Origin of the sequence: Paraburkholderia dipogonis (assembly GCF_042680985.1) — a bacterium.
Classification (GTDB): domain Bacteria; phylum Pseudomonadota; class Gammaproteobacteria; order Burkholderiales; family Burkholderiaceae; genus Paraburkholderia; species Paraburkholderia phytofirmans.
In genome coordinates this window covers 297,580-318,371 of sequence record NZ_JBHUFR010000010.1, presented here as the reverse complement: position 1 = coordinate 318,371, position 20,792 = coordinate 297,580, and the positions used below count along the sequence as shown (strand labels likewise).

Sequence of the window (20,792 nt, the reverse complement as noted above, 5' to 3'; positions counted from 1 at the left end):
TGAGGGCAGCGCGGGTTACTGATCCAGCACGAGCTTGATGTCGAGCGGCGGTTCCGAACGGCTCAGATTGATGCGCTTCACGCCGGTGGCCGGCGCGTCGGCATAAGCCAGATAGTCGATCGTCCAGCCGTCCTGAGTGATCTGCTTCAGCCGCGACGGTTGCTCGGGATCCTTCTCGGTCCTGGCGCGCGAAGTGGGCGCCGGCGACGGCTGCAGCCAATAGCGCAGCCCTTCGACCGGCAACGCGAAGCCGAGCGCATTCTGCATCAGCGTGGAGACGTTATCCGCGGTGAGCGGCTGGCGATTCGGCAGCTCCAGCGTTGCCGAAGCCGGCGACGACGTCACCACCGCCAGCGTCTGACCGAGCGGGTTGCGCAACTGCAGGGTCACGGTGTCGCCGGTTTCCTGCCAAGTGAAGTTGCCGTAAGCGTTGCGCTGCTGGCCGTTCTGATCGTTGTACTGGACCGCGAAACGGCCCTGGTAAGCACGGCTAGTCTGCGCGGTGACGGAGGTCGCAGCATTCGACGTGGACGGCCCTTGCGGTTTGACCGACGCACAACCGGCCAAGGCGACGGCCGCTGCCGCAGTGAAAGCGAGCGCCGCGCCACGCGGTGCCCGGGGAAAGGAAATCAGACGGGAAAGACGCATCAAAGATCGTTCACCTGGAGACGTTGGAGCGTTTTGACAAGCGTGTCGTTGTCCGGTTCGAGCTTGCGCGCATCGCGGAAAGCGGCGCGTGCCTGATCCTGATTGCCGGTTTTCCACAATACTTCGCCGAGGTGCGCGCCGATTTCGGCGTTCGGCTGCATGTCGTACGCCTTGCGCAGCAGCCTGATGGCGTCCGAGGTATCGCCCATCCGGTATTTGACCCAGCCGACGCTGTCCATGATGAACGCGTCGTTCGGCGCCAATGAGGATGCCTTCTCGACCAGCTTGTCCGCTTCGGCGAGGCGCTGATTGCGATCGGCCAGCGAGTAGCCGAGCGCGTTATACGCTTGCGGGTTGTCAGGCTGCGTCTGGATCAGCTTGCGCAACTGCGCTTCCATGACGTCGTAATGGCCGGTTTTTTCAGCGGACATCGCGTAGTCGTAGGTCAGATCGGGGTCGTCGGGAAACTGCGCCGTGGCTTGCTGCAGCCGTGTTTCCGCCTCCGGGTAGCGCTTCGCGTCGAACAGGATCGCCGCGTCAGTGCGCATAAGCAGCGCCTGGTCGCGCGGGTCCGGCGCTGGCAGGTTAGCCAGCAGCTTGCGTGCGTCGTCGACCTTGCCCTGCTTGGCGAGCAATTGCGCGCGCGTGATCTGCGCCGGCACATACTGCTGGCTAGACGGCGAGATCTTGTTCAGCCAGTCGCTCGCGGCCGCTTCGTTCTTCTGTTCGAGCGACAGTTGTGCAAGGTAGATATACGCCTGGCCCGGATCGGCGCCCGGCGTTTTTTCAGCCTGTTGCGCATACTGGGTCAGGTAGGCTTGCGCCTCGTTGAGATTCTTTTGCTGGATCTTGATCAGCGCGAGCGCCATGAGCGGCGTCAACTCGTTCGCGTTGTTCTTGTGCATGATCTCGAACTGCTTCTGCGCGTCGTCCAGACGGTCGCTCGCCAGATACATCTGCGCGAGCGCGAGACGCGCGTCATGCGATTTCGGATTCTGCTGCACGTACTTTTCGAGCGAAGCGATGCCTTCCTTGCGCTCTTCGGGGCCCATTTGCGACAACGTCAGCGCTGCCGGCAAATAGTCGGGCTTGAGCGCGAGGGCCTGTTCAAGCGATTTGCGCGCGCCCGGCGCGTCGTCCGAGACGAGTTGCTGGCGTGCGATCGCCAGTTGCGCTTCCGGCCGGTTCATGTCGTTCTTGAGCAGATCCTGCAGCACGTGCAGGCCGCCGATCCGGTTCGGGCCGCGCGAGAGCAGCAACTGCAGCGCCAGAATCGCGCTGCCGCGATTGTCGGCGGGCACACGCGCGAGTTCGCGCGCGAGGATCGGCGAAGCGTCGTCAGGTTTGCCGGACAACACGAGCAGCGATGCGTCGAGTTGCGCGGCGCGCTCCGAGTTCGGCGCATACTGCTGCCACAATTGCGCGGCGGCCAAAGCGTCCGAAGGGCTCTGCGCGGCCAGCGCGATCTCGGTGGCGCGCTGCGCCATGCGCGGATCGTGCGTGTCGCGCGCGAGCGCGAGATAGGTCTGATAGGCGGGCGCCGGCTGGTCGCGCTGCAGCGCGACTTCGGCGGCGAGCACCTGGAATACGATCTGGCTCGTCAGCGGCACGCCGGGCAGGGACTTCTGGTCTTCCGCCGAGGCCGGGCCGAGCGGGTCCGGCATGGTGACCGAGGTGTCGTCCGAGTCCGGCGAGGGGTCCTGCGCGTGGGCGGGCATGGCAGCCAGCGCCCAGACCGCGAGCGCCGCCGCACCGAGCATCCGGCGAGCGGACACGGCGTGCGGTACGCGGAATGCGCTAGCCGAGCGCTTTAAAAACAGCTTCACGAAGGACAAGTTCATGGAAATCCGTTCAATGTTTCGGACGATTGTAACGCGCTCGCTACAATACGCGCACAACCACTCACGCAAGTTGCAGACCAGTTAGACATGCCAGAGTTGCCAGAAGTTGAGGTTACCCGACGGGGAATCGAACCGTATGTGTCCGGGCGCAAGGTTGAGCGCGTGGATGTGCGCACGCCCGCATTGCGGTGGCCGATTCCGGCCGACCTTGCGAAAACCTTGCGCGGCCACGTGGTGCGAAAGGTGCAGCGGCGCGGCAAGTATCTGTTGTTCGAGATCGACGCGGGCTGGTTCATCGTGCATCTTGGTATGACTGGGACGCTGCGGGTGCTGCGCCACGTGCCGCATCCGCCGGCCGCGGCGAAACACGATCACATCGACTGGATCTTCGACGAGTTCATTTTGCGCTATCGCGATCCGCGGCGCTTCGGCGCGGTGCTGTGGCACCCGCGCGAAGCCGGTGACGTGCTCGAGCATCCGCTGCTCGCGAGTCTCGGCGTCGAACCGTTTTCGCCCGCATTCTCCGGCGCCCTGATGCACCGGCTCACGCGCGGGCGCAAAGTCTCGGTGAAGCAGGCGCTGCTGGCCGGTGAAATCGTGGTGGGCGTGGGCAATATCTACGCATCGGAGAGCCTGTTTCGCGCCGGCATCCGGCCGACCACCGCGGCGGGGCGCGTCTCGCTCGTGCGTTACGAGCTGTTGGCGGACGCCGTGCGCGTGACGCTCGCCGCCGCGATCGAGAAGGGCGGCAGCACGTTGCGCGACTTCGTCGGCAGTGACGGCGAAAGCGGTTACTTCCAGCTCGACTATTTCGTCTATGATCGCGCCGGACTGCCATGCCGCGTGTGTGGAACGCCGATCAAACAGATCGTGCAAGGGCAGCGTTCAACGTATTTCTGTCCCACCTGCCAGCGCTAAATCGTCGATGCCTTCTCGCTTAACTCCGCGTTCCACTTCGTCCGCCGCGCCGCAGGCGCCAGCTTTTCCAGTCATGTCCGATTTTTCCGCGCGACTGATCGTGTGGCAGCGTCAGCATGGCCGGCATGATTTGCCGTGGCAGAACACACGCGATCCGTATCGCATCTGGTTGTCGGAAATCATGCTGCAGCAGACGCAGGTGTCGACGGTGATTCCGTACTACGCGAAATTTCTCGCGCGTTTTCCGACCGTTGCCGCGCTCGCCGCCGCGCCGTCTGACGATGTGATGGCGTTATGGGCCGGCCTTGGCTATTACACACGCGCCCGCAATCTGCATCGCTGCGCGCAAGTCGTGATCGAGCAGCATGGCGGCGCGTTTCCGGCATCGGTCGCGGAACTGGCGGAATTGCCGGGCATCGGCCGCTCGACGGCGGCGGCGATCGCGTCCTTCGCGTTCGGGGCGCGCGCGACGATTCTCGACGGCAATGTGAAGCGCGTGCTGGCGCGCGTGTTCGGCGTCGAAGGTTTCCCCGGCGAAAAGAAAGTCGAGAACGCGATGTGGACGCTGGCGGAATCGCTGCTTCCGTCGAACACATCGGATGCCGAAGTCAGCGCCTACACGCAAGGCCTGATGGATCTCGGCGCGACGCTGTGCGTGCGTGGCAAGCCGGACTGCCTGCGCTGCCCGTTCGCCGCCGACTGCGTCGCCAACGTGACCGGACGTCAGCGGGTGCTGCCCACAGCGCGTCCGAAAAAGACCGTGCCGACGCGCCGCACATGGATGCTGGTGCTGCGCGACGGCAACGCGGTGATGTTGGAGAAGCGTCCGCCGTCGGGCATTTGGGGCGGCTTGTGGAGCCTGCCCGAAGCCGCCGACGAAGCCGCACTCGCCGAGCGTGCGCGTGCCTTCGGCGGCGACGGTGCGGTCTCGCCGCTCGCGCCGCTCACGCATGTGTTCACGCATTTCAAACTGGATATCGAGCCGCGACTCGCGGAACTGGATCGTGGAGGCGGTGCTTTGGCCGCATTGGGCGACGCCGACACCGCGTGGGTCGCGCTCAGCGATCTCGATTCGTTCGGTGTGCCCGCGCCGGTGCGCAAACTGCTGGACGGGTTGCAGGGCTCGCTGATCTGATCAATCCGCTAACAGCGCGGCGTCCGCCTTCAAAGCAACTGATGCTGCTGCATGTAGTGATGCACCACGTCGATCCGCGCGCCGGCGTCCTGCAATTCCATCAGTTTCTGGCGAGCACGCAGCGCGATCGGCAGCACTTCGGCAAGACGGTTCGACACCCAAGACGGATCTTCGAGTCTGAAGGGTTCCGCGAACGGCAGACTGTCCGGATCGCGCTCGCGGATCGTCGCGATGATCCGTTCGAGCACTTCCGCGCATGCGCCGAATTTGGCCAATTGCTCGTTGCCTTCGAGCGGCATGTCCTCGCCGAGCGGCTCCGCCATGCCGACCAACAAACCGCTCGATTCGACGCGATGCGACAGCAGACGAAAACGCCGCGTGCCGCGCGCGCGAATCAGCAGCATGCCGAAGGCTTCGACATCGCACTCGTCGATTTCAGCGAGACAGCCGATTGCTTCGGGCACCGAAGGCTCTTCCGCACGCGCCACTTCCGCGCCGCTTTTTAGCAGGCACACGCCGAACGGCGTTTTTTCACGCAGACAGTCGCGCGCCATGTCGAGATAGCGCGCTTCGAAAATCTTTAGCGGCAGCAGTCCGTCGGGAAACAGCACCGTATGCAGCGGAAACAGCGGCACATCGGCAAGCACAGTAGAAGTAGAAGACATGGCGCAACGCTTCGAGTTGAGGCCGCGCGATGCGGCCGGTTAAGCCACTAACTTCGATGATTCGCCGGCTTCGACCGGCGCATCGCGGTGCCGCACAATGACATTCGCCGACGATGCGAGACGCGCGGCGAGCGTCTCAGCAATGAATACCGAGCGGTGCTGGCCGCCCGTGCAACCGATCGCGACGGTCAGGTAACTGCGATTGTCGTCGCGGAAATGCGGGAGCCATTTAACGAGAAATTTCTCGATGTCGTCGATCATTTCATGCACGACCGGCAGCGCATCGAGAAAATCGATCACCGGTTTGTCGAGACCCGTGAGCGGCCTCAATTCATGATCGTAGTACGGGTTCGGCAAGGTGCGGACGTCGAACACGAAATCGGCGTCGAGCGGCACGCCGCGCTTGAAACCGAACGACTCGAACATCAGCACGAGCCCCGAATCTTTCTGCTCGATGAAGCGTTTGACCCACGCGCGCAGCACGTTCGCGCGCAGATTGCTGGTGTCGATCTGATGGCCGAACTCGGCCAGGCCCGCCACGAGTTCACGTTCGCGTTCGATCGCTTCGGCGAGCGAGGTGAGCAGGCCGACGTCGGCGTCGTGCGAAGTGGAACCGGACAGCGGATGGCGCCGGCGCGTTTCGGAGAAGCGTTGAATCAGCGACTGCGTGCTCGCGTTGAGGAACAGCACGCGTACGTCGTGGGCACGCGAGAGGTCGCGGATCATGGCGGGCATTTCGTCGAGCGAGGCGCTCGAGCGCGCGTCGATCGCGACCGCGAGGCGGTCTTGCCCGTCCTCGGCGAGATAGGAAGCCAGTTGCGGCAGGAAGCGCGGCGGCAAGTTGTCGACGCAGTAATAGCCTGCGTCTTCAAGCGCGTTCAGGGCAACTGATTTGCCGGAGCCGGATATACCGGTGATCAGGATTATGCGCATGGGGTCGTGAAAACCGTACAGTTCATCATAGCATCTGGTCCCCTCGCGCGTACCCGCGGCCTGCCGCTGGCTGCGGATACGGCATGGTCTTGCGGACTCAGATCAGTTTGCCGGGAAACTGGCTGTCGGGGTCTTGCATGGCAAGGCGCTGGCGATCCATGAAGTCGCGCAGAGTGTCGATGCCACGCAGTTGCAGGATCGTGTTGCGCACGGCGGCCTCGACCAGCACGGCGAGATTTCGGCCGGCCGCCACCTGAATCGTGACCTTGCTGATCGGCAGGCCGAGCACGTCGACGGTCTGACTTTCCAGCGGCAGGCGCTGGAATTCGCCATCGGGACGGCGGACCAGTTGCACGATCAGCTTGAGCTTCATTTTGCGGCGCACCGCGGTTTCACCGAAAATCGTCTTGATGTCGAGCAGGCCGAGGCCGCGCACTTCCAGCAGGTTTTGCAGCAGCGGCGGGCAGCGACCTTCGACGAAGTCGGGACCGAGGCGCACGAAATCCACCGCGTCGTCGGCAACGAGGCCGTGGCCGCGGCTGATCAGTTCCAGCCCGAGTTCGCTCTTGCCGAGGCCCGAGTCGCCGGTGAGCAACACGCCCATGCCGAGGATGTCGAGAAACACGCCGTGCAGCGTGGCGCGCGGCGCGAGAATGCGCGACATGTAGAGGCGCAGGCTGTCGATCACCGCGGCGGCGGACATCGGCGTGGTGAATAGCGGCGTGGACGAACGCGTGCAGCGCAAGACCAGTTCCGGCGGCGCGGCGACGCCGCCCGCCACCACCAGAAACGGTGGTTCCAACGCGATCAGCTCGGCCATGTGGCGCGAGCGGTCTTCGTCGGTTTGGCGCTTGTAGTAGTCGATTTCGGCGTCGCCGAGCACCTGGATCCGGTTCGGGTGGATCAGGTTCAAGTGGCCGACAAGGTCGGCGCTCGACGTGGCATTGGCGACCGATTCCGAAGAAAAGCCGCGCTCCCAGCCTTCATGCCCCGTCAGCCAGCTGAGCTTCAGCATGGCGGCGTTATCGTCGAAAATGCTTTGGGCGTTGATGCTGGACGTATCCATGAGTCAGTGACTCCAGTGTTGGCCGCTTGCCGGACAAAGCAACGGCCGCGCTAGCGCGGGCCGCTTACCTTGTCAGACGGTATCCGCACGTGGGCGGATCACCGGCGTGCGGATAACCGCCGATGCATCAAGGTTGCCACTGAGTGAGCAGGCGATGCAATGATTCGCGGTCTTCTTCCGTATGCAGGCGCTCGCGGGCTTCGCGATCGGACAGCAACTGCGCGATTTCCGAAAGGATTTCGAGGTGCTGTTGAGTGGCCTGTTCGGGCACGAGCAGGAAGATGAGCAGCGAGACCGGCTGACCGTCGGGCGATTCGAAGGGGATGGGTTCGGCAAGACGGACGAACGCGGCGAGCGGCTGCTTCAAGCCTTTGATCCGGCCATGCGGAATCGCCACGCCTTCACCAAGGCCAGTTGATCCGAGGCGCTCGCGCGCGAACAGATTGTCAGTGACCGTGCTACGGGCGATGCCGTTCTGGTTCTCGAAGATCAGGCCCGCTTGCTCGAACACACGTTTCTTGCTGGTGACCGATAGTCCGACGACGACGTTCTCGAGGGGAAGAAATTTGGCTAAACGATTCATGTTGACAGGCGAAAACGTGGCCTGGGTTCTCCTCGCTGGGGCGTTTGAGTGGCGTTCCATTCGTTTGATGCTCGCGGCGACATGCGTTGGAGTCCGAAAGCGCAGGACTCCGGCCGACCGACTTCCGCTTGAGCTTACCTGACCCCGATGGTAACCGGAACATTATAGAACAGGGTAGCCACGGATGGTGCGGCGCGCCATCAATGCGAATTGAGTTCTTTTGAAGCGTGGGCAGATGCTGCGACGCCACGCGGGAAGCGGCGTCCGGAAACAAAAAACCGCCCGATTCCGGGCGGTTTCGCTGGTTAAGGGAGATGAAGAATGTCCTCTGATTTCCCTTATTGCGGCGGCACGTCTAGCTGCGGCGCCGGTTGATACTTGATCGCCTCGTGCGCATGGCCTTGCAGACGATCCTTATGGCGAATGACTTGCCGGTCAAGCTTGTCGATCATCAGATCGATCGCAGCGTACAGGTCGCTGTCACAGCTCTCGACAAATATGTCCTTGCCCTTGAGATGCAGGTTGATTTCAACCTTTTGACGCTTTTCCTTTTCCTTGTGGTTGTCGACCGAGAGGACCACACTGCCGTCGATGACCTGATCGAAATGTCTTAGCACCCTATCCAGTTTGGTGATCACGTATTCGCGCAACGCAGGCGTTACTTCGAGGTGGTGTCCACTGATCTGCAGATTCATAGTGCTTCTCCAAGCTAATGGCCGCTTGGTCCGCACGATGACGAAGGTCCGGTCGATCTGTCGGCTTGCCTGAGTCGTCCCCCGGTGACTGACTACTGGCAGGTCGCATCGGCCGGCCTGTCCGCCAACTGCGGAGCGGCCGGTAAATGCCCGCCACGGAAGGCGACGGGCTACAGAGACTTGCGCAGGTTGACTGCCGGAATCTTGAGCGCTTCACGGTATTTCGCAACGGTACGCCGTGCGACCACGAAGCCCTGTTCAGCCAGCAGTTCGGCTATGCGACTGTCCGAAAGAGGAGATTTCGGGTTTTCCGCTCCTATCAGTTGCTTGATGAGCGCGCGAATCGCCGTTGAAGACGCCGCGCCGCCCGTGTCAGTCGAAACGTGTGATCCGAAGAAGTACTTAAATTCAAGCGTCCCGAATGGGGTCAGCATGTATTTACCGGTTGTCACACGCGAGACAGTTGACTCGTGTAGGCCCAGCGTATCAGCAATTTCCCGCAAAACCAAGGGGCGCATGGCAATTTCGCCGTGGACAAAAAAGCTCTTCTGACGTTCCACAATTGCCTGCGCCACGCGCAGAATCGTCTCGAAACGTTGCTGGATATTTTTGATCAGCCAGCGCGCTTCCTGCAGTTGCTGGCGCAACGAACCACTGCCCGGATCGCCCCGGTTATTGCGCAGAATATTCGCGTATAGATGGTTAATACGCAGCTTCGGCACCACTTCCGGATTCAGCTCGGCCTGCCAGCCCTGTGCTGTTTTGCGCACCATGATGTCCGGCACGACATAGTCCGCTTCGGCCTTGCCATAGGCGGCGCCGGGGAACGGTTCGAGCGAGCGGATCAGTACGTGCGCGTCGCGCAGATCGTCGTCGTTGGCCTTCAGATGCTTGCGCAGACGCGTGAAATCGCGCGCCGCAAGCAGTTCCAGGTGGTGGGCGACGATATCCAGCGCGAGCGTGCGCGTAGGTGAGGCGTCGAGCCGCAACAATTGCAGCTTGAGACATTCCGACGCGGAGCGCGCACCGACCCCGGCCGGGTCGAAGCTATGCAGCAGCGCAAGCGCGGCATTCATTTCGTCGACGTCGACTTCGAGCTCTTCGGGCAGATCGGCCAGCACTTCTTCGAGCGTGGCGGCCAGATAGCCGTCGTCGTCGAGCGATTCGATCAGGAAGGTGATCAGCGCCCGGTCGCGCTGGCCCGCCTGGGTGACGCGCAATTGCGCCATCAGGTGGTCGCGCAGCGAGGTGCTCGATTCATGGATTTGCAGCGGCGGCAGATCGTCGTCGTCCGAGGCGTTGCCGGAGCGGCCGTAGTCGTCGAGATTCCATTGCGACGCGTCGCCATTGCCGTCGCCTGCGAGGCCGTTGTATTCGTCGACGCCCTGCGGTTCGCCGTTCTCGGCGCGCTCGCTGCTGGACGAGGAGGACGTATTGCCGCCCATCTGGTCGGGTGGCGCGGAAGAGTTGGGCGCCTGCGCGATCAGCGAGCCGTCGGCCGCGACGCGCAACGGGCTCGCGATCCAGTCGTCCTCGTTTTCGAGGAGCGGATTCTGCGAGATCGCCATTGCGACTTCTTGCTGCAATTCGAGCGTAGACAGCTGAAGCAGCCGGATGGACTGCTGCAGTTGCGGCGTCAGCGCAAGATGCTGCGATAGGCGGAGTTGGAGGCTGGCTTTCATGGCAAGTTGAGATTCATTGTAGAGAGTTTGCCACGACCGCGATACCTTGCGACATTCGCAATTACGCGTGCGCCTCTTTTAGGCGGCGACGGGCGCAGAACGGCCCGGGCCAAAAATGCGGATGTGCGGTTGCCGCATGGAGGGGCCGACGGGTGCGCGCCGGCACCGCCGGTAATCCCTCATGCGCTTACATGCGGAAGTGCTCGCCCAGATAGACGCGCCGCACGCTTTCGTTTTCGATGATGTCGCTCGGCGCGCCGGCGGCCAGCACGCTGCCGTCGCTGATGATGTACGCGTGATCGCAGATGCCGAGCGTTTCACGCACGTTGTGGTCGGTGATCAGCACGCCGATATTGCGCTGCTTCAGAAATTTAACGATCTTCTGAATTTCCAGCACGGCGATCGGGTCGACGCCCGCGAACGGTTCGTCGAGCAGAATAAAGCTCGGATTGGTAGCCAGCGCCCGGGCGATTTCAACCCGGCGACGCTCGCCGCCCGACAGCGACAGCGCCGGATTCTCGCGCAAGTGCGCAATCTGCAACTCGTCGAGCAAGGCTTCCGTGCGGTTCGTGATGGCGTCTTTGCTGAGCCGCTTGCCGTTCTCTTCGTGCTGCAATTCCAGCACCGCGCGAATGTTTTCTTCGACGCTGAGCTTGCGGAACACCGAAGCTTCCTGCGGCAGATAGGACAGCCCCAGCGAAGCGCGCTTGTGGATAGGCAGCAGGCTGATCGACTTGCCGTCCAGATCGATCTCGCCCGCGTCGAGCGGCACGAGGCCGACGATCATATAGAACGAAGTGGTCTTGCCCGCGCCGTTGGGGCCGAGCAGGCCGACCACTTCACCGCTTTTCACGTCGAGCGACACGTCTTTGACGACCGTGCGCGAGCCGTAACGCTTCTTCAGGTTGCGCACCACTAGCGAACTGCTGGTGCCGGCCGGCTTGCGATTGGGGAGGGACGCTGACGTGCTCACTGGTTCGGGGCTCCCTGGATCGTCGTGGACGGCGCGAGCGTGGCCGACGCGCCGTTCAGCGGCGCCGCGCCGCCATTGCGCGGCGACAGCATGGCGCGCACGCGGCCGGTCGGGTTGCCCGGGCCAGCGACGTCCTTGCCTGCCTTCGCGGTATAGAAGTCGTTCTGGCCGTCATACGTAATGACGCTGCCGTGCACCTGGTCCACGACCGTGGAGAGGCCTTGCAGGCGTTTTACGGTGGCGTTGGTGGTGAGCGTGGTCAGATCCTGCTTGCCGTCGTAGTCGATCCGGACGGCCGTGCCTTCGATATATTCGTCGAGGCCCTCGCGCTTCTGGCGGAAATACGACAGATTGCCGCCGCTCGAGGTGCCGGTTGCGTATTGATAGCCCTGCGGGTCTTGCGTCACTTCGACACGGTCGGCCTTGATCACGATCGTGCCTTTGGTGGCGACCACATGGCCGGTGAAGATGTTGACCTGCTTCAGGTCGTCGTAAGTCATGTTGTCCGCTTCGATGTTCAGCGGCTTGTCCTTGTCGGCACGGTCGGCGTGCGCGAGCGGCGCGAAGCCGGCGAGCGGCAACGCGACGACGAGCGCAGCAAGCCCGGCGCGCCACGCGGACAGGGTGCGCGAGCAGCCGGTATCAAAACGGGGGAACGATTCGTTCATGCAGTCACGCCTGGAATGGATTACCCGGGTTGCTTGGGCGAGCTGCCGCCTGCTTCGGACGGGGCGATGTTGCCTTTCACGTTGCCGAACAGCTGCATCACCCGGGTGACGTTGTTGTAGTTCATGCCGCTGGCAGTCATCACCGACATGCCGCGCTGAAGTTTAACCGGCTTTTCAGTCTCGATCACATCGTCGTTGACCAGCACCCTAAAATGCTGCGAATCCGCTTGCATCTGCGGATCCCCGTAGCCGGGCGCCCGCACGATGCGCGCGTTGTCGTACAGATCGACGATCGACGCATCGCCGTTCACCTTGCCGGTGTCACCGGTTGCGGTGACGATCGGCTTGCCCGGCTGGAACGCGCGCATGGCCGGTTTGACCAGGTCGCTCAGCTCGTCGTCTTCGTAATGGATCAGCGACTGGGCGGTCAGCCGGTATTGCGTGGAGCCCGACTGATCGAGTTCGGAAACCGAGAAGTTGTCGGCGAAATAGTCCGGCGTGTGCTCTTTGGGGCGCACCACGCCTTCGTTCTGCCGGGGCAGGGTGGCTTGCAGCAGCCACCACGTGATACCGGCGAGCGCAGCCATGGCGACCAGCGGAATCAGCGACGTCAGGCGAAACTGGTTCATCCGACGAGGCCCCGCTGTTCGCCGCTACAGGCGGCCGCGAGCAGCGCTTCGTATTTGTGCTGCGCGCGCAGCAGCGTATCGACGACTTCGCGCGCCGCGCCGTGACCGCCGCGTGCCTCGCTGACCCAGTGGGCGCGCGCGATCACTTCAGGATGCGAGTTGGCCGGCGCGGCCGCGAAGCCGACCTTCAGCATCACGGCGAGATCGACCCAGTCGTCGCCCATGTAGCCGCATTCTTCGGCCGTCAGGCCGGTTTGCTGCAACAGGTCTGCGAACGCTTTAGGTTTGTCCTGCACGCCTTGATAAACGTGCGTGACGTTCATTTCCTTCGCCCGTACCGCGACGATGCCCGACTTGCGACCGGTAATAATCGCCGTCTCGATGCCCGCCTCGCGCAACAGCTTCATGCCGTGGCCGTCCATCGAGTTGAAGCCCTTCATCGTGTCGCCTTCCGCCGTGAACAGCAGACCGCCGTCGGTCAGCACGCCGTCGACGTCGAAAATCATCAGCTTGACGCGGCTTGCGCGTTCGGTCGCGGTGGGCGGAGCAATGGCCATCAGATCACCTTCTTCGAGAACAGGTCGTGCATGTTGAGTGCGCCGATCAGCTTGCCTGCTTCGTCGACGACCAGCATCTGATTGATGCGGTGGCGCTCCATCAGTTCCACGGCTTCGACCGCGAGTTGATCCGGACCGATGGTGCGCGGGCCGGCGGTCATGACCGAGGCGATCGACAGTTCGCGGAAATCGCCGTCGCGTTCGAGCACGCGGCGCAAGTCGCCGTCGGTGAAGATGCCGGCGACGCGGTCCTCGTGATCGACGATCGCGGTCATGCCCATGCGCTTGGCGGTCAATTGAAACAGCGCGTCGCGCACGGTGGCCTCGGGCGTGACCTTCGGCACCTGATCGCCGGTGCGCATCACGTCACGCACATAAGTGAGCAGGCGCCGCCCGAGCGCGCCGCCCGGATGCGAGCGCGCGAAGTCGTCGCGCCCGAAGCCGCGGGCATCGAGCACCGCGACCGCGAGTGCGTCGCCGAGCGCGAGCGCGGCGGTGGTGCTGGCGGTGGGCGCAAGATTCATCGGGCAGGCTTCTTTCGACACACCGGAATTCAGGTGCACGTCGGCCAGTTGTGCGAGACTCGATGACGGACGGCCCGTCATGGCAATCAGCTTCGCGCCGAGCCGCTTGATGAGCGGCAGGATCGCTACGAGTTCTTCGGTTTCACCGGAATTGGACAGCGCGAGGAACACGTCGTCGGCGGTGACCATGCCGAGATCGCCGTGGCTGGCTTCAGCGGGATGCACGAAGAACGCCGGCGTGCCGGTGCTGGCGAGCGTGGCCGCGAGCTTGCGGGCCACGTGACCGGATTTGCCGATGCCGGAAACGACAACGCGCCCGCGGCAACCCAGGATGAAGTCGACCGCCCCGACGAAACCATCGTCGAGTTGATCGCGAAGCGCGCGCACGGCGTCCGCTTCGATGTCGAGCACGTCGCGAGCGAGCTCGAGTGCCCGGTCGCCATTGATTTTCGCTATCATTCGCGAAGTATAGCAAAGGCGCCTGTTCGCCGCGCCGGGCCTGCTGTGCCGAGCCGCTGTCTTTATCGCTGCCTTTAACGGCCCCTCAACCTTGTCGCACGGCGCTTTGCGTGCGCGGTTCCGCTGACGAACGAGGACGCTTTGCCGATGCGTTTTTGCCGATGATTTCCCCCCTCGAAATGACGCTGTTCCTGCTGCTGGCATCGGTGGCGGGCGTGGTGGTGTTTCGCTTTCTGAATCTTCCGCCGATGCTCGGCTATCTGACGGTGGGCATCGTCGTCGGTCCGCATGCGTTCGGTCTGATTCCCGACTCGGCGGGCGCGCAGAACCTCGCCGAGTTTGGCGTGGTGTTCCTGATGTTTTCGATCGGGCTGGAGTTTTCGCTCGCCAAGCTGCGCTCCATGCGCCGGCTCGTGTTCGGCCTCGGCCTGCTGCAGGTGATCGGCACGATCGCCGTGGCGGTCTCGCTCGGCTTCGTGCTGGAGCGCTGGGTGCATATCCGCTGGCAAGCAAGTGTGGCGCTGGGCGGCGCGCTCGCCATGTCGTCGACGGCGATCGTCAGCAAGATGCTGGCGGAGCGGCTCGAGATCGAGACCGAGCATGGCCGCAATATCTTCGGCGTGCTGCTGTTTCAGGATCTGGCGGTGGTGCCGCTGCTCATTATCATCGCGGCTTTGGGCGGCAACTCGGAAGATCTCGTCAGCTCGCTCGGCGTGGCGGCCATCAAGATCGTCGTGGCGTTGTCGCTGCTATTGATTGTTGGCCAGCGTTTCATGACGCGCTGGTTCAACGTGGTGGCGCGGCGCCGTTCGCAGGAACTGTTCATTCTCAATCTGTTGCTGGTGACGCTCGGTTGCGCGTTCATCACGGACAAGTTCGGTTTGTCGCTCGCGCTCGGCGCGTTCATCGCCGGCATGCTGATCGCCGAAACGCCGTACCGGCATCAGGTGGAAGAGGACATCAAGCCGTTTCGCGACGTGCTGCTGGGGTTGTTCTTCATCACCACCGGCATGCTGCTCAATCCGCGCGTGATCTGGGAGCATCCGCTGATCGTGCTCGGCTTTCTGGTCGGCCCGATTCTGCTGAAGGCGATCATGGTGACGGGCCTCTCGCGCCTGTTCGGCGCGTCGCCGGGCGTCGCGATGCGCACCGGTATCGGCCTCGCGCAAGCGGGCGAGTTCGGCTTCGTGCTGCTGAATCTGATTCTCGACAAGCATCTCGTCGACGCCACCATGCTCCAGGCGATTCTCGCGGCTATGCTGCTGTCGATGCTGGCCGCGCCGTTCATGATCCAGAACGCGGACCGGATCGTGCTGCGGCTGTCGTCGACTGAATGGATGATGCAGTCGTTGCAAATGACGCGCATCGCCACGCAGAGCCTCAAACAGAGCGGCCACGTGATCATTTGCGGCTACGGCCGGGCCGGCCAGAATCTGGCGCGCATGCTGGAACATGAAGGTTTGTCGTACGTCGCGCTCGACCTGGATCCCGATCGTGTCGCGGCGGCTGCGGCTGCGGGTGAGTCGGTCGTGTTCGGCGATGCCGGACGGCGCGAGTCGCTGCTTGCAGCGGGTATCCATCGTGCGGCGACCATTGCGATCACTTATGCGAATACGCCGTCGGCATTGCGCGTGCTGCACAACATCCACGAACTTGAGCCGACGCTGCCGGTGATCGTTCGAACCGTGGATGACGCCGATCTGGAGAAGCTGCTGGCCGCGGGCGCGACCGAGGTGATTCCGGAAATCGTCGAAGGCAGTCTGATGCTCGCCTCGCACACGCTGGTGGTGATGGGCGTGCCGATGCGGCGCGTGGTACGCCGCGTGGAAGAGATGCGCGATGAACGCTACGCGCTGCTGCGCGGCTACTTCCACGGCGCCGACGACGTGGACGACGACGACGGTCACGAACAGGTGCGGCTACAATCTGTGCCGGTCGACGAAAACGCGGACGCGGTGGGCCGAACGCTCGCCGATCTCGGGCTGTTCGAGATCGGCGTGGAAGTGACGGCGATTCGCCGGCACGGCATTCGCGGCGTCGAGCCGGACCCGTCCACCAAGCTGCGCGCGAGCGACATCGTGGTGCTGCGCGGTCTGCCCGAACAGTTGGCGGAGGCCGAGGAACGGCTCTCGAAACACCGGCGCGCGGGCGCCGCCGCGGCCTGAAACTTGCGCTCCATGCGCGGCCAGGTGAGCCTGCCGGGCCACCGCCCGTTTAGTTTTTCATCGGACCTGTCGAGGTCCATCCGGAGACATCATGTCCAACGCGCTCGCCAGCGCGCCGCTCGATGCGGCCGATTACATCAAAAGCCACATTCGCACGGTGCCCGACTGGCCGCAGCCGGGCGTGCAGTTTCGCGATATCACGCCGCTTTTGCAGGAGCCGAAGTCGTTGCGCGTTCTGACCGATCTGTTCGTGCAGCGTTACATCGACGCGAAGCTCGACTACATCGCCGGGCTGGATGCGCGCGGTTTCATCATCGGGCCGATTCTCGCGTATGAGCTGAACCTCGGCTTCATTCCGATCCGCAAGGCGGGCAAGCTGCCCTACAAGCGCGTCGCGCAATCGTATGAACTCGAATACGGCACGGCGACTGTCGAGATTCATGAGGACGCCTGCAAGCCAGGCGACCGCATTGTGATCATCGACGATCTGATCGCCACCGGCGGCACGATGATGGCCGGCAAGATTCTGCTCGAGCGCCTCGGCGCGGTCGTGGTGGAAGGCGCCGCGATCATCGATCTGCCGGAACTCGGCGGCTCGAAGCTGCTCCGTGAGGGCGGCCTCGCGCTCTATACGGTCACTGGCTTCGACGGTCACTGATCATTCGCAGCCATAAGCCGCTGCGAACTTCTTTCTGGTCACAAGAAGGTAAGAACGATGCCTAACTTCCTGCTGTTTCTCGCCACGTCGGTCGCCATCACCATGGCGCCCGGCCCGGACAATCTGCAAGTGCTCGCGCGCGGTATCTCGCAGGGCCGCGCGGCGGGGCTCGTCGCGGCGCTCGGCTTTGCGGCCGGCATCACGTTTCACACGACGCTCGCCGCGCTCGGCGTGGCCGCGTTGCTGCGCTCGTCGCCGGTCGCCTTCGAAGTCATCAAACTGGCCGGCGCCGCGTATCTGATCTGGATCGGCATCAAGGCGCTGCGCAGCCAGGGTCTCGCAACCGCGCACGAACGCGCGCCGCAACCCTTGATGGCGGTGTTTCGCCAGAGCGTGCTCGGTAATCTGCTGAATCCGAAGGTGACGTTGTTCTTCGTGGTGTTCCTGCCGCAGTTCGTGCAGCCGCACGGCATGCAGAGCGTCACGCTGCAGATGCTCGAACTCGGCGTGCTGTTCATGCTGCAGACGGTGGTGGTGTTTTCGCTGTTCGGCGTGTGCGCGGGAATGATCGGCGGTTGGCTGAAACGCCGTCCGCGTGTCGGTGTGTGGCTGGATCGCCTCGCCGGCGCCACGTTCATCGCAATCGGGATTCGCGTCGCGTTGCGCGATTGATTGGATTGGCCGACTTCCGCCGGCAGTTCGTCTGGAGCTTCAAATGACTTTGCCTTGCATCACCGCCGCGCGCCGCTTCGACGCGCGGGCGCATGTGCCGTTCTGGATCGACGCCGAACAGGTCGGCTGGATCCGCACGGGCGATGTGCCATTGCTCGCGCGCTGGCCCGACGTGTTCGACATCGACGACGCCCGCGTGACGCTGGCGCCCGCATTCAATACCGTGGATTTGCGCAGCGCCGCGCTCGGTTCCGTGATCGGCGCGCTCGCCGCCGAAGACCGCATTCCCGGCTGGCGCAATGAGACCTACGCGATCCGCAATGCGTTCGATGCGCCGCCGCTCGCGTATATCGAACGCGCGGCGTCGCGCTTCTTCGGCACGATGACCTACGCGGTGCATCTGAACGGCGTCGTAGAATACGCAGATCGCGCGGCGCCCCATGGCGCGCCGCAATTGTGGATCGCGCGCCGCAGCGACACCAAAGCGACCGACCCGGGCATGCTCGACAATGTCGTGGCGGGCGGGATCGGGTGGGGCTTCGGCGTCGAGGAAACGATCATCAAGGAATGCTGGGAAGAAGCCGGCATTCCCGAGGAGATCGCCGCGCGCGCCGTGGCGGGCCGCACCGCGCATGTGCTGCAATCGTTGCCGGAAGGCACGCAGGCCGAACAGATTTTTATCTACGACCTCGCGCTGCCGGCCGATTTCGCGCCGCGCAATCAGGACGGCGAAGTGGGTGAACACCGGCTCGCGCGTATCGACGAAGCGGCGCGCTGGATCGAAGAGGGCGCGATGACCGTCGATGCGAGCCTGGCCACGCTGGATTGCCTGCTGCGCCGCCGCTGGATCGATGAAGACGCGTGCGCCGGCATCGAGGCGTTGTTCTCGCCGCCGCTCGTCGCCTGAGCGCCGCATCGGTGCGCGCGCAACGACCATGCCGAAACACGCTGCATCGAGCCACACACACCGGACAAACCACGCATTGAAGAAGGGAGTCACCCAGGTCATGTCGACCGATCACAGCTTTATCCTCAAACTGTCGTGCGCCGACCGGCCCGGCATCGTCCACGCCGTGTCGGGCTTTCTGTTCGAGCGTGGCAGCAATATTCTCGACTCCGCGCAGTTCGGCGACAGCCGCACCGGCGAGTTCTTCATGCGCGTGCATTTTCAGCAGGTGGGCGGCGATCCGGGTCTGGAGGCGCTGCGCACGTCGTTCGCGACGCTCGCTGAGCAGTTCGGTATGCGTTGGGAGATGCACGACGCGTCGGTGAAACCTCGCGTGGTGATCATGGTGTCGAAGATCGGCCATTGCCTGAACGATCTGCTGTTCCGCTACCGCACCGGCCAGTTGGGTATCGAGATTCCGGCGATCATCTCGAACCACAAGGAGTTCTATCAGCTCGCCGCGAGCTACGACATTCCGTTCCATCATTTCCCGCTGCTGGGCGCCACGCCCGACGCGAAGGCCGCGCAGGAAGCGCGCGTGCTTGAAGTGATCGACGAGCATCAAGCCGACCTGGTCGTGCTCGCGCGCTACATGCAGATTCTGTCGCCGAAACTGTGCGAAGCGCTGGCGGGCCGCGCGATCAACATTCATCACTCGTTCCTGCCGAGCTTCAAGGGTGCGAAGCCGTATTACCAGGCGTTCGACCGCGGCGTGAAGCTGATCGGCGCGACCGCGCATTACGTGACGACGGATCTCGACGAAGGGCCGATCATCGAACAGGAAGTGGAACGCGTTGACCACAGCATGACGCCGGAGCAGCTGACGGCGATCGGCCGCGATGTCGAGTGCGTGACGCTGGCGCGTGCGGTGAAGTGGCACGTTGAGCATCGCGTCGTGTTGAACGGCAGCAAGACGGTGGTGTTTCGTTAAAAACCGTCGTTAGCAGACATGCGCGGTAGAAGGCGGCGGCCGGATGACTCCCGGCGCCGCCTTTTTGTTTGCCCGCGATCAGGAGCGCGCCGCGGACCGACCCGCGTCACGCGCGAGATTGGCGTTTTGCGCCGAACGGCGGCGCGCGTTCAGCTTCTTCAGCCAGATCAGCAGGCCCGTCGCGCTCAGCGCAGCGACCGCAATGCCGACTGCGCTAATCAGAATCCGTCCGCCGAGACCCAGAATGCGTCCCGAATGCAACGGGAATTGCACCTGCACGAAGATATCGCCCGCCGTGCCCTTGCCGGGAATCTGCGCGCCGAGCAGCTTGCCGGTGGCCGCGTCCCAATACATCCACGGATTGCCGAGGCCCAAATCGCCGTGATCGTTGCCGGTCGCATAGAAACCGACGCCGTACGCATGGATGAATTCCGCGTAGTAGATGCCGCCCGGCGCGACGCTGAGTTTCTGCGCGCGGCCGGCCTGCTCGGCCAGTTGCACGATGCGTTCGCGGCTCAACACGGTGTCGCCCGGTTGCGGGGCGCGCAGGATTTCAGGGTTGTTAATCGGATCCGGCGTGAGCTTCGAGAACAGCGACACGATTGGGCGCACCACGGGCGCCGAGAGATTCATCGACACTGATGTCAGCGCAACGATCATCAGCACGCCCCAGATCCACACGCCGCCTGAGCGGTGCAAATCGAAAGTGAACGTATAGCCGCCGCGCCCGAGGCGGAACGCGAACGACTTGCGCCACGCCTTGACGCTCGGAAACGACAGCCACAACGCGATCATGCTGTCGAACAGCCAGATGATGCCGACGATCCCCATCACCCACGTGCCGATGTCGACGCCGCCCGTAAACGGCAGTTGCAGCGTGTAATGCAGCTTGTAGATGAACGGGATCAGGTTGAGCCGTGCGAGCGAGACGACGCCCCATTCGCGGCGTCCCTGGACTTCGCCGGTGGCGGGGTCGACGGCAATCTGATTGAAGTCGAGCGGGTAGGGCTTCTGCGTGGCCGGGTCGGTCCGAGGCAGCACCATCATTTGCAGCGTATGACCGGGCTCGGCGGCCAGCGGCAGATAGGTCACCTGAAGACGCGAATCGGCGGCTTCCACCCGGCGCGCGAGTTCAAGGCCCGACAGCGCCGAACCGGCGGTGCGGGCTTTGAAGAAGGACGGGTTCAACGCCGCATCCAGCTCATGGTCCCACGCGATGATCGCGCCAGTCAGGCCGGCGACGAACAGAAACAGCGCTGTGGCGACACCGAACCAGCGGTGCAGTCGGACGAGCTGGCGCCTCATGGGCGAGCCGTCGCGACGGAGCGGGACTTCGAAAGGGGTGTCACGACACGACTTTTGCGAATGGGAATTGTTCGCATCTTACGGGAGTGTTGCCTTGGGCTGCAAGTTCTCCGTAAACGTGCGGCCCATGAAAAACGGC

The 20,792-nt window shown here is 63.5% G+C and carries 21 protein-coding genes; 7 read left to right on the top strand and 14 right to left on the bottom strand.

The genetic code is table 11. The features are described from left to right. Positions 1-15: 15 nt before the first annotated feature. Together lolB and ACFSNN_RS13895 are read right to left on the bottom strand one after the other, a co-directional pair. Positions 16-648, bottom strand: coding sequence for a lipoprotein insertase outer membrane protein LolB (lolB, locus tag ACFSNN_RS13900; RefSeq protein ID WP_134457194.1), 633 nt, complete (start codon positions 646-648; stop codon positions 16-18). After that, positions 648-2,489, bottom strand: coding sequence for a tetratricopeptide repeat protein (locus ACFSNN_RS13895; protein ID WP_134457193.1), 1,842 nt, complete (start codon positions 2,487-2,489; stop codon positions 648-650). The genes lolB and ACFSNN_RS13895 overlap by 1 nt, the downstream gene beginning before the upstream one ends. A gap of 87 nt (positions 2,490-2,576) precedes the next feature. Here ACFSNN_RS13895 and mutM point away from each other — a divergent pair, with 87 nt between their 5' ends. Together mutM and mutY are read left to right on the top strand one after the other, a co-directional pair. After that, positions 2,577-3,407: a bifunctional DNA-formamidopyrimidine glycosylase/DNA-(apurinic or apyrimidinic site) lyase gene (gene mutM / locus ACFSNN_RS13890; protein WP_134457192.1), complete on the top strand. Its 831-nt coding sequence runs from the start codon at positions 2,577-2,579 to the stop codon at positions 3,405-3,407. Positions 3,408-3,414: 7 nt separating this feature from the next. Further along, the gene (gene mutY, locus ACFSNN_RS13885; RefSeq protein WP_208949486.1) at positions 3,415-4,542 is read left to right on the top strand and encodes an A/G-specific adenine glycosylase; all 1,128 of its coding nucleotides are present in this window, start codon (positions 3,415-3,417) and stop codon (positions 4,540-4,542) included. 29 nt (positions 4,543-4,571) lie between these two features. On the opposite strand, the gene ACFSNN_RS13880 is transcribed toward mutY, so the two are convergent. The 11 genes from ACFSNN_RS13880 to kdsD all read right to left on the bottom strand — a co-directional run bounded on the left by ACFSNN_RS13880 (position 4,572) and on the right by kdsD (position 13,976). Beyond that, positions 4,572-5,207, bottom strand: coding sequence for an LON peptidase substrate-binding domain-containing protein (locus ACFSNN_RS13880; RefSeq protein WP_012431654.1), 636 nt, complete (start codon positions 5,205-5,207; stop codon positions 4,572-4,574). Positions 5,208-5,246: 39 nt separating this feature from the next. Then, entirely contained in the window at positions 5,247-6,140 is an 894-nt protein-coding gene (gene rapZ, locus ACFSNN_RS13875) for an RNase adapter RapZ (RefSeq protein WP_134457190.1), read from the bottom strand. Between the two features lie 97 nt (positions 6,141-6,237). Continuing rightward, positions 6,238-7,206, bottom strand: a complete 969-nt coding sequence (gene hprK, locus ACFSNN_RS13870; RefSeq protein ID WP_012431656.1) for an HPr(Ser) kinase/phosphatase — start codon at positions 7,204-7,206, stop codon at positions 6,238-6,240. A 127-nt stretch (positions 7,207-7,333) separates the two neighbouring features. Beyond that, complete coding sequence (locus ACFSNN_RS13865) at positions 7,334-7,849, bottom strand: PTS sugar transporter subunit IIA (protein ID WP_012431657.1); 516 nt, start codon at positions 7,847-7,849, stop codon at positions 7,334-7,336. 278 nt (positions 7,850-8,127) lie between these two features. Further along, positions 8,128-8,484 (bottom strand): ribosome hibernation-promoting factor, HPF/YfiA family, encoded by a 357-nt coding sequence (gene hpf / locus ACFSNN_RS13860; RefSeq protein WP_106282113.1) that lies wholly within the window; start codon positions 8,482-8,484, stop codon positions 8,128-8,130. 170 nt (positions 8,485-8,654) lie between these two features. Next, positions 8,655-10,166, bottom strand: a complete 1,512-nt coding sequence (locus ACFSNN_RS13855; RefSeq protein ID WP_134457189.1) for an RNA polymerase factor sigma-54 — start codon at positions 10,164-10,166, stop codon at positions 8,655-8,657. A 187-nt stretch (positions 10,167-10,353) separates the two neighbouring features. Continuing rightward, positions 10,354-11,139, bottom strand: coding sequence for an LPS export ABC transporter ATP-binding protein (lptB, locus tag ACFSNN_RS13850; RefSeq protein WP_012431660.1), 786 nt, complete (start codon positions 11,137-11,139; stop codon positions 10,354-10,356). Continuing rightward, positions 11,136-11,807, bottom strand: coding sequence for a lipopolysaccharide transport periplasmic protein LptA (gene lptA / locus ACFSNN_RS13845; protein ID WP_134457188.1), 672 nt, complete (start codon positions 11,805-11,807; stop codon positions 11,136-11,138). Before lptA ends, lptB begins: the two co-directional genes overlap by 4 nt. A gap of 20 nt (positions 11,808-11,827) precedes the next feature. Then, positions 11,828-12,436 carry an LPS export ABC transporter periplasmic protein LptC gene (gene lptC, locus ACFSNN_RS13840; protein ID WP_012431662.1) on the bottom strand — a complete coding sequence of 203 codons (609 nt, stop codon included), beginning with the start codon at positions 12,434-12,436 and terminating at the stop codon, positions 11,828-11,830. Beyond that, on the bottom strand, positions 12,433-12,993 hold the full coding sequence (locus tag ACFSNN_RS13835; protein ID WP_012431663.1) for a KdsC family phosphatase: 561 nt from the start codon (positions 12,991-12,993) through the stop codon (positions 12,433-12,435). Before ACFSNN_RS13835 ends, lptC begins: the two co-directional genes overlap by 4 nt. Further along, positions 12,993-13,976: an arabinose 5-phosphate isomerase KdsD gene (gene kdsD / locus ACFSNN_RS13830; protein WP_134457187.1), complete on the bottom strand. Its 984-nt coding sequence runs from the start codon at positions 13,974-13,976 to the stop codon at positions 12,993-12,995. Before kdsD ends, ACFSNN_RS13835 begins: the two co-directional genes overlap by 1 nt. A 161-nt stretch (positions 13,977-14,137) precedes the next feature. On the opposite strand from kdsD, the gene ACFSNN_RS13825 reads away from it, so the two are divergent. The 5 genes from ACFSNN_RS13825 (at position 14,138) to purU (ending at position 19,348) form a co-directional block, all read left to right on the top strand. Next, positions 14,138-16,141, top strand: coding sequence for a monovalent cation:proton antiporter family protein (locus ACFSNN_RS13825; protein WP_012431665.1), 2,004 nt, complete (start codon positions 14,138-14,140; stop codon positions 16,139-16,141). Between the two features lie 91 nt (positions 16,142-16,232). Further along, positions 16,233-16,799 carry an adenine phosphoribosyltransferase gene (locus ACFSNN_RS13820; protein WP_134457186.1) on the top strand — a complete coding sequence of 189 codons (567 nt, stop codon included), beginning with the start codon at positions 16,233-16,235 and terminating at the stop codon, positions 16,797-16,799. A gap of 57 nt (positions 16,800-16,856) precedes the next feature. Next, positions 16,857-17,471 carry a LysE family translocator gene (locus tag ACFSNN_RS13815; RefSeq protein ID WP_134457185.1) on the top strand — a complete coding sequence of 205 codons (615 nt, stop codon included), beginning with the start codon at positions 16,857-16,859 and terminating at the stop codon, positions 17,469-17,471. A 43-nt stretch (positions 17,472-17,514) separates the two neighbouring features. After that, complete coding sequence (locus ACFSNN_RS13810) at positions 17,515-18,378, top strand: NUDIX hydrolase (protein ID WP_134457184.1); 864 nt, start codon at positions 17,515-17,517, stop codon at positions 18,376-18,378. A 100-nt stretch (positions 18,379-18,478) separates the two neighbouring features. Then, positions 18,479-19,348: a formyltetrahydrofolate deformylase gene (gene purU, locus ACFSNN_RS13805; RefSeq protein ID WP_012431669.1), complete on the top strand. Its 870-nt coding sequence runs from the start codon at positions 18,479-18,481 to the stop codon at positions 19,346-19,348. Between the two features lie 78 nt (positions 19,349-19,426). Here purU and ACFSNN_RS13800 read toward each other — a convergent pair whose 3' ends face one another. After that, complete coding sequence (locus ACFSNN_RS13800) at positions 19,427-20,653, bottom strand: PepSY-associated TM helix domain-containing protein (RefSeq protein WP_134457183.1); 1,227 nt, start codon at positions 20,651-20,653, stop codon at positions 19,427-19,429. Positions 20,654-20,792 lie beyond the last annotated feature (139 nt).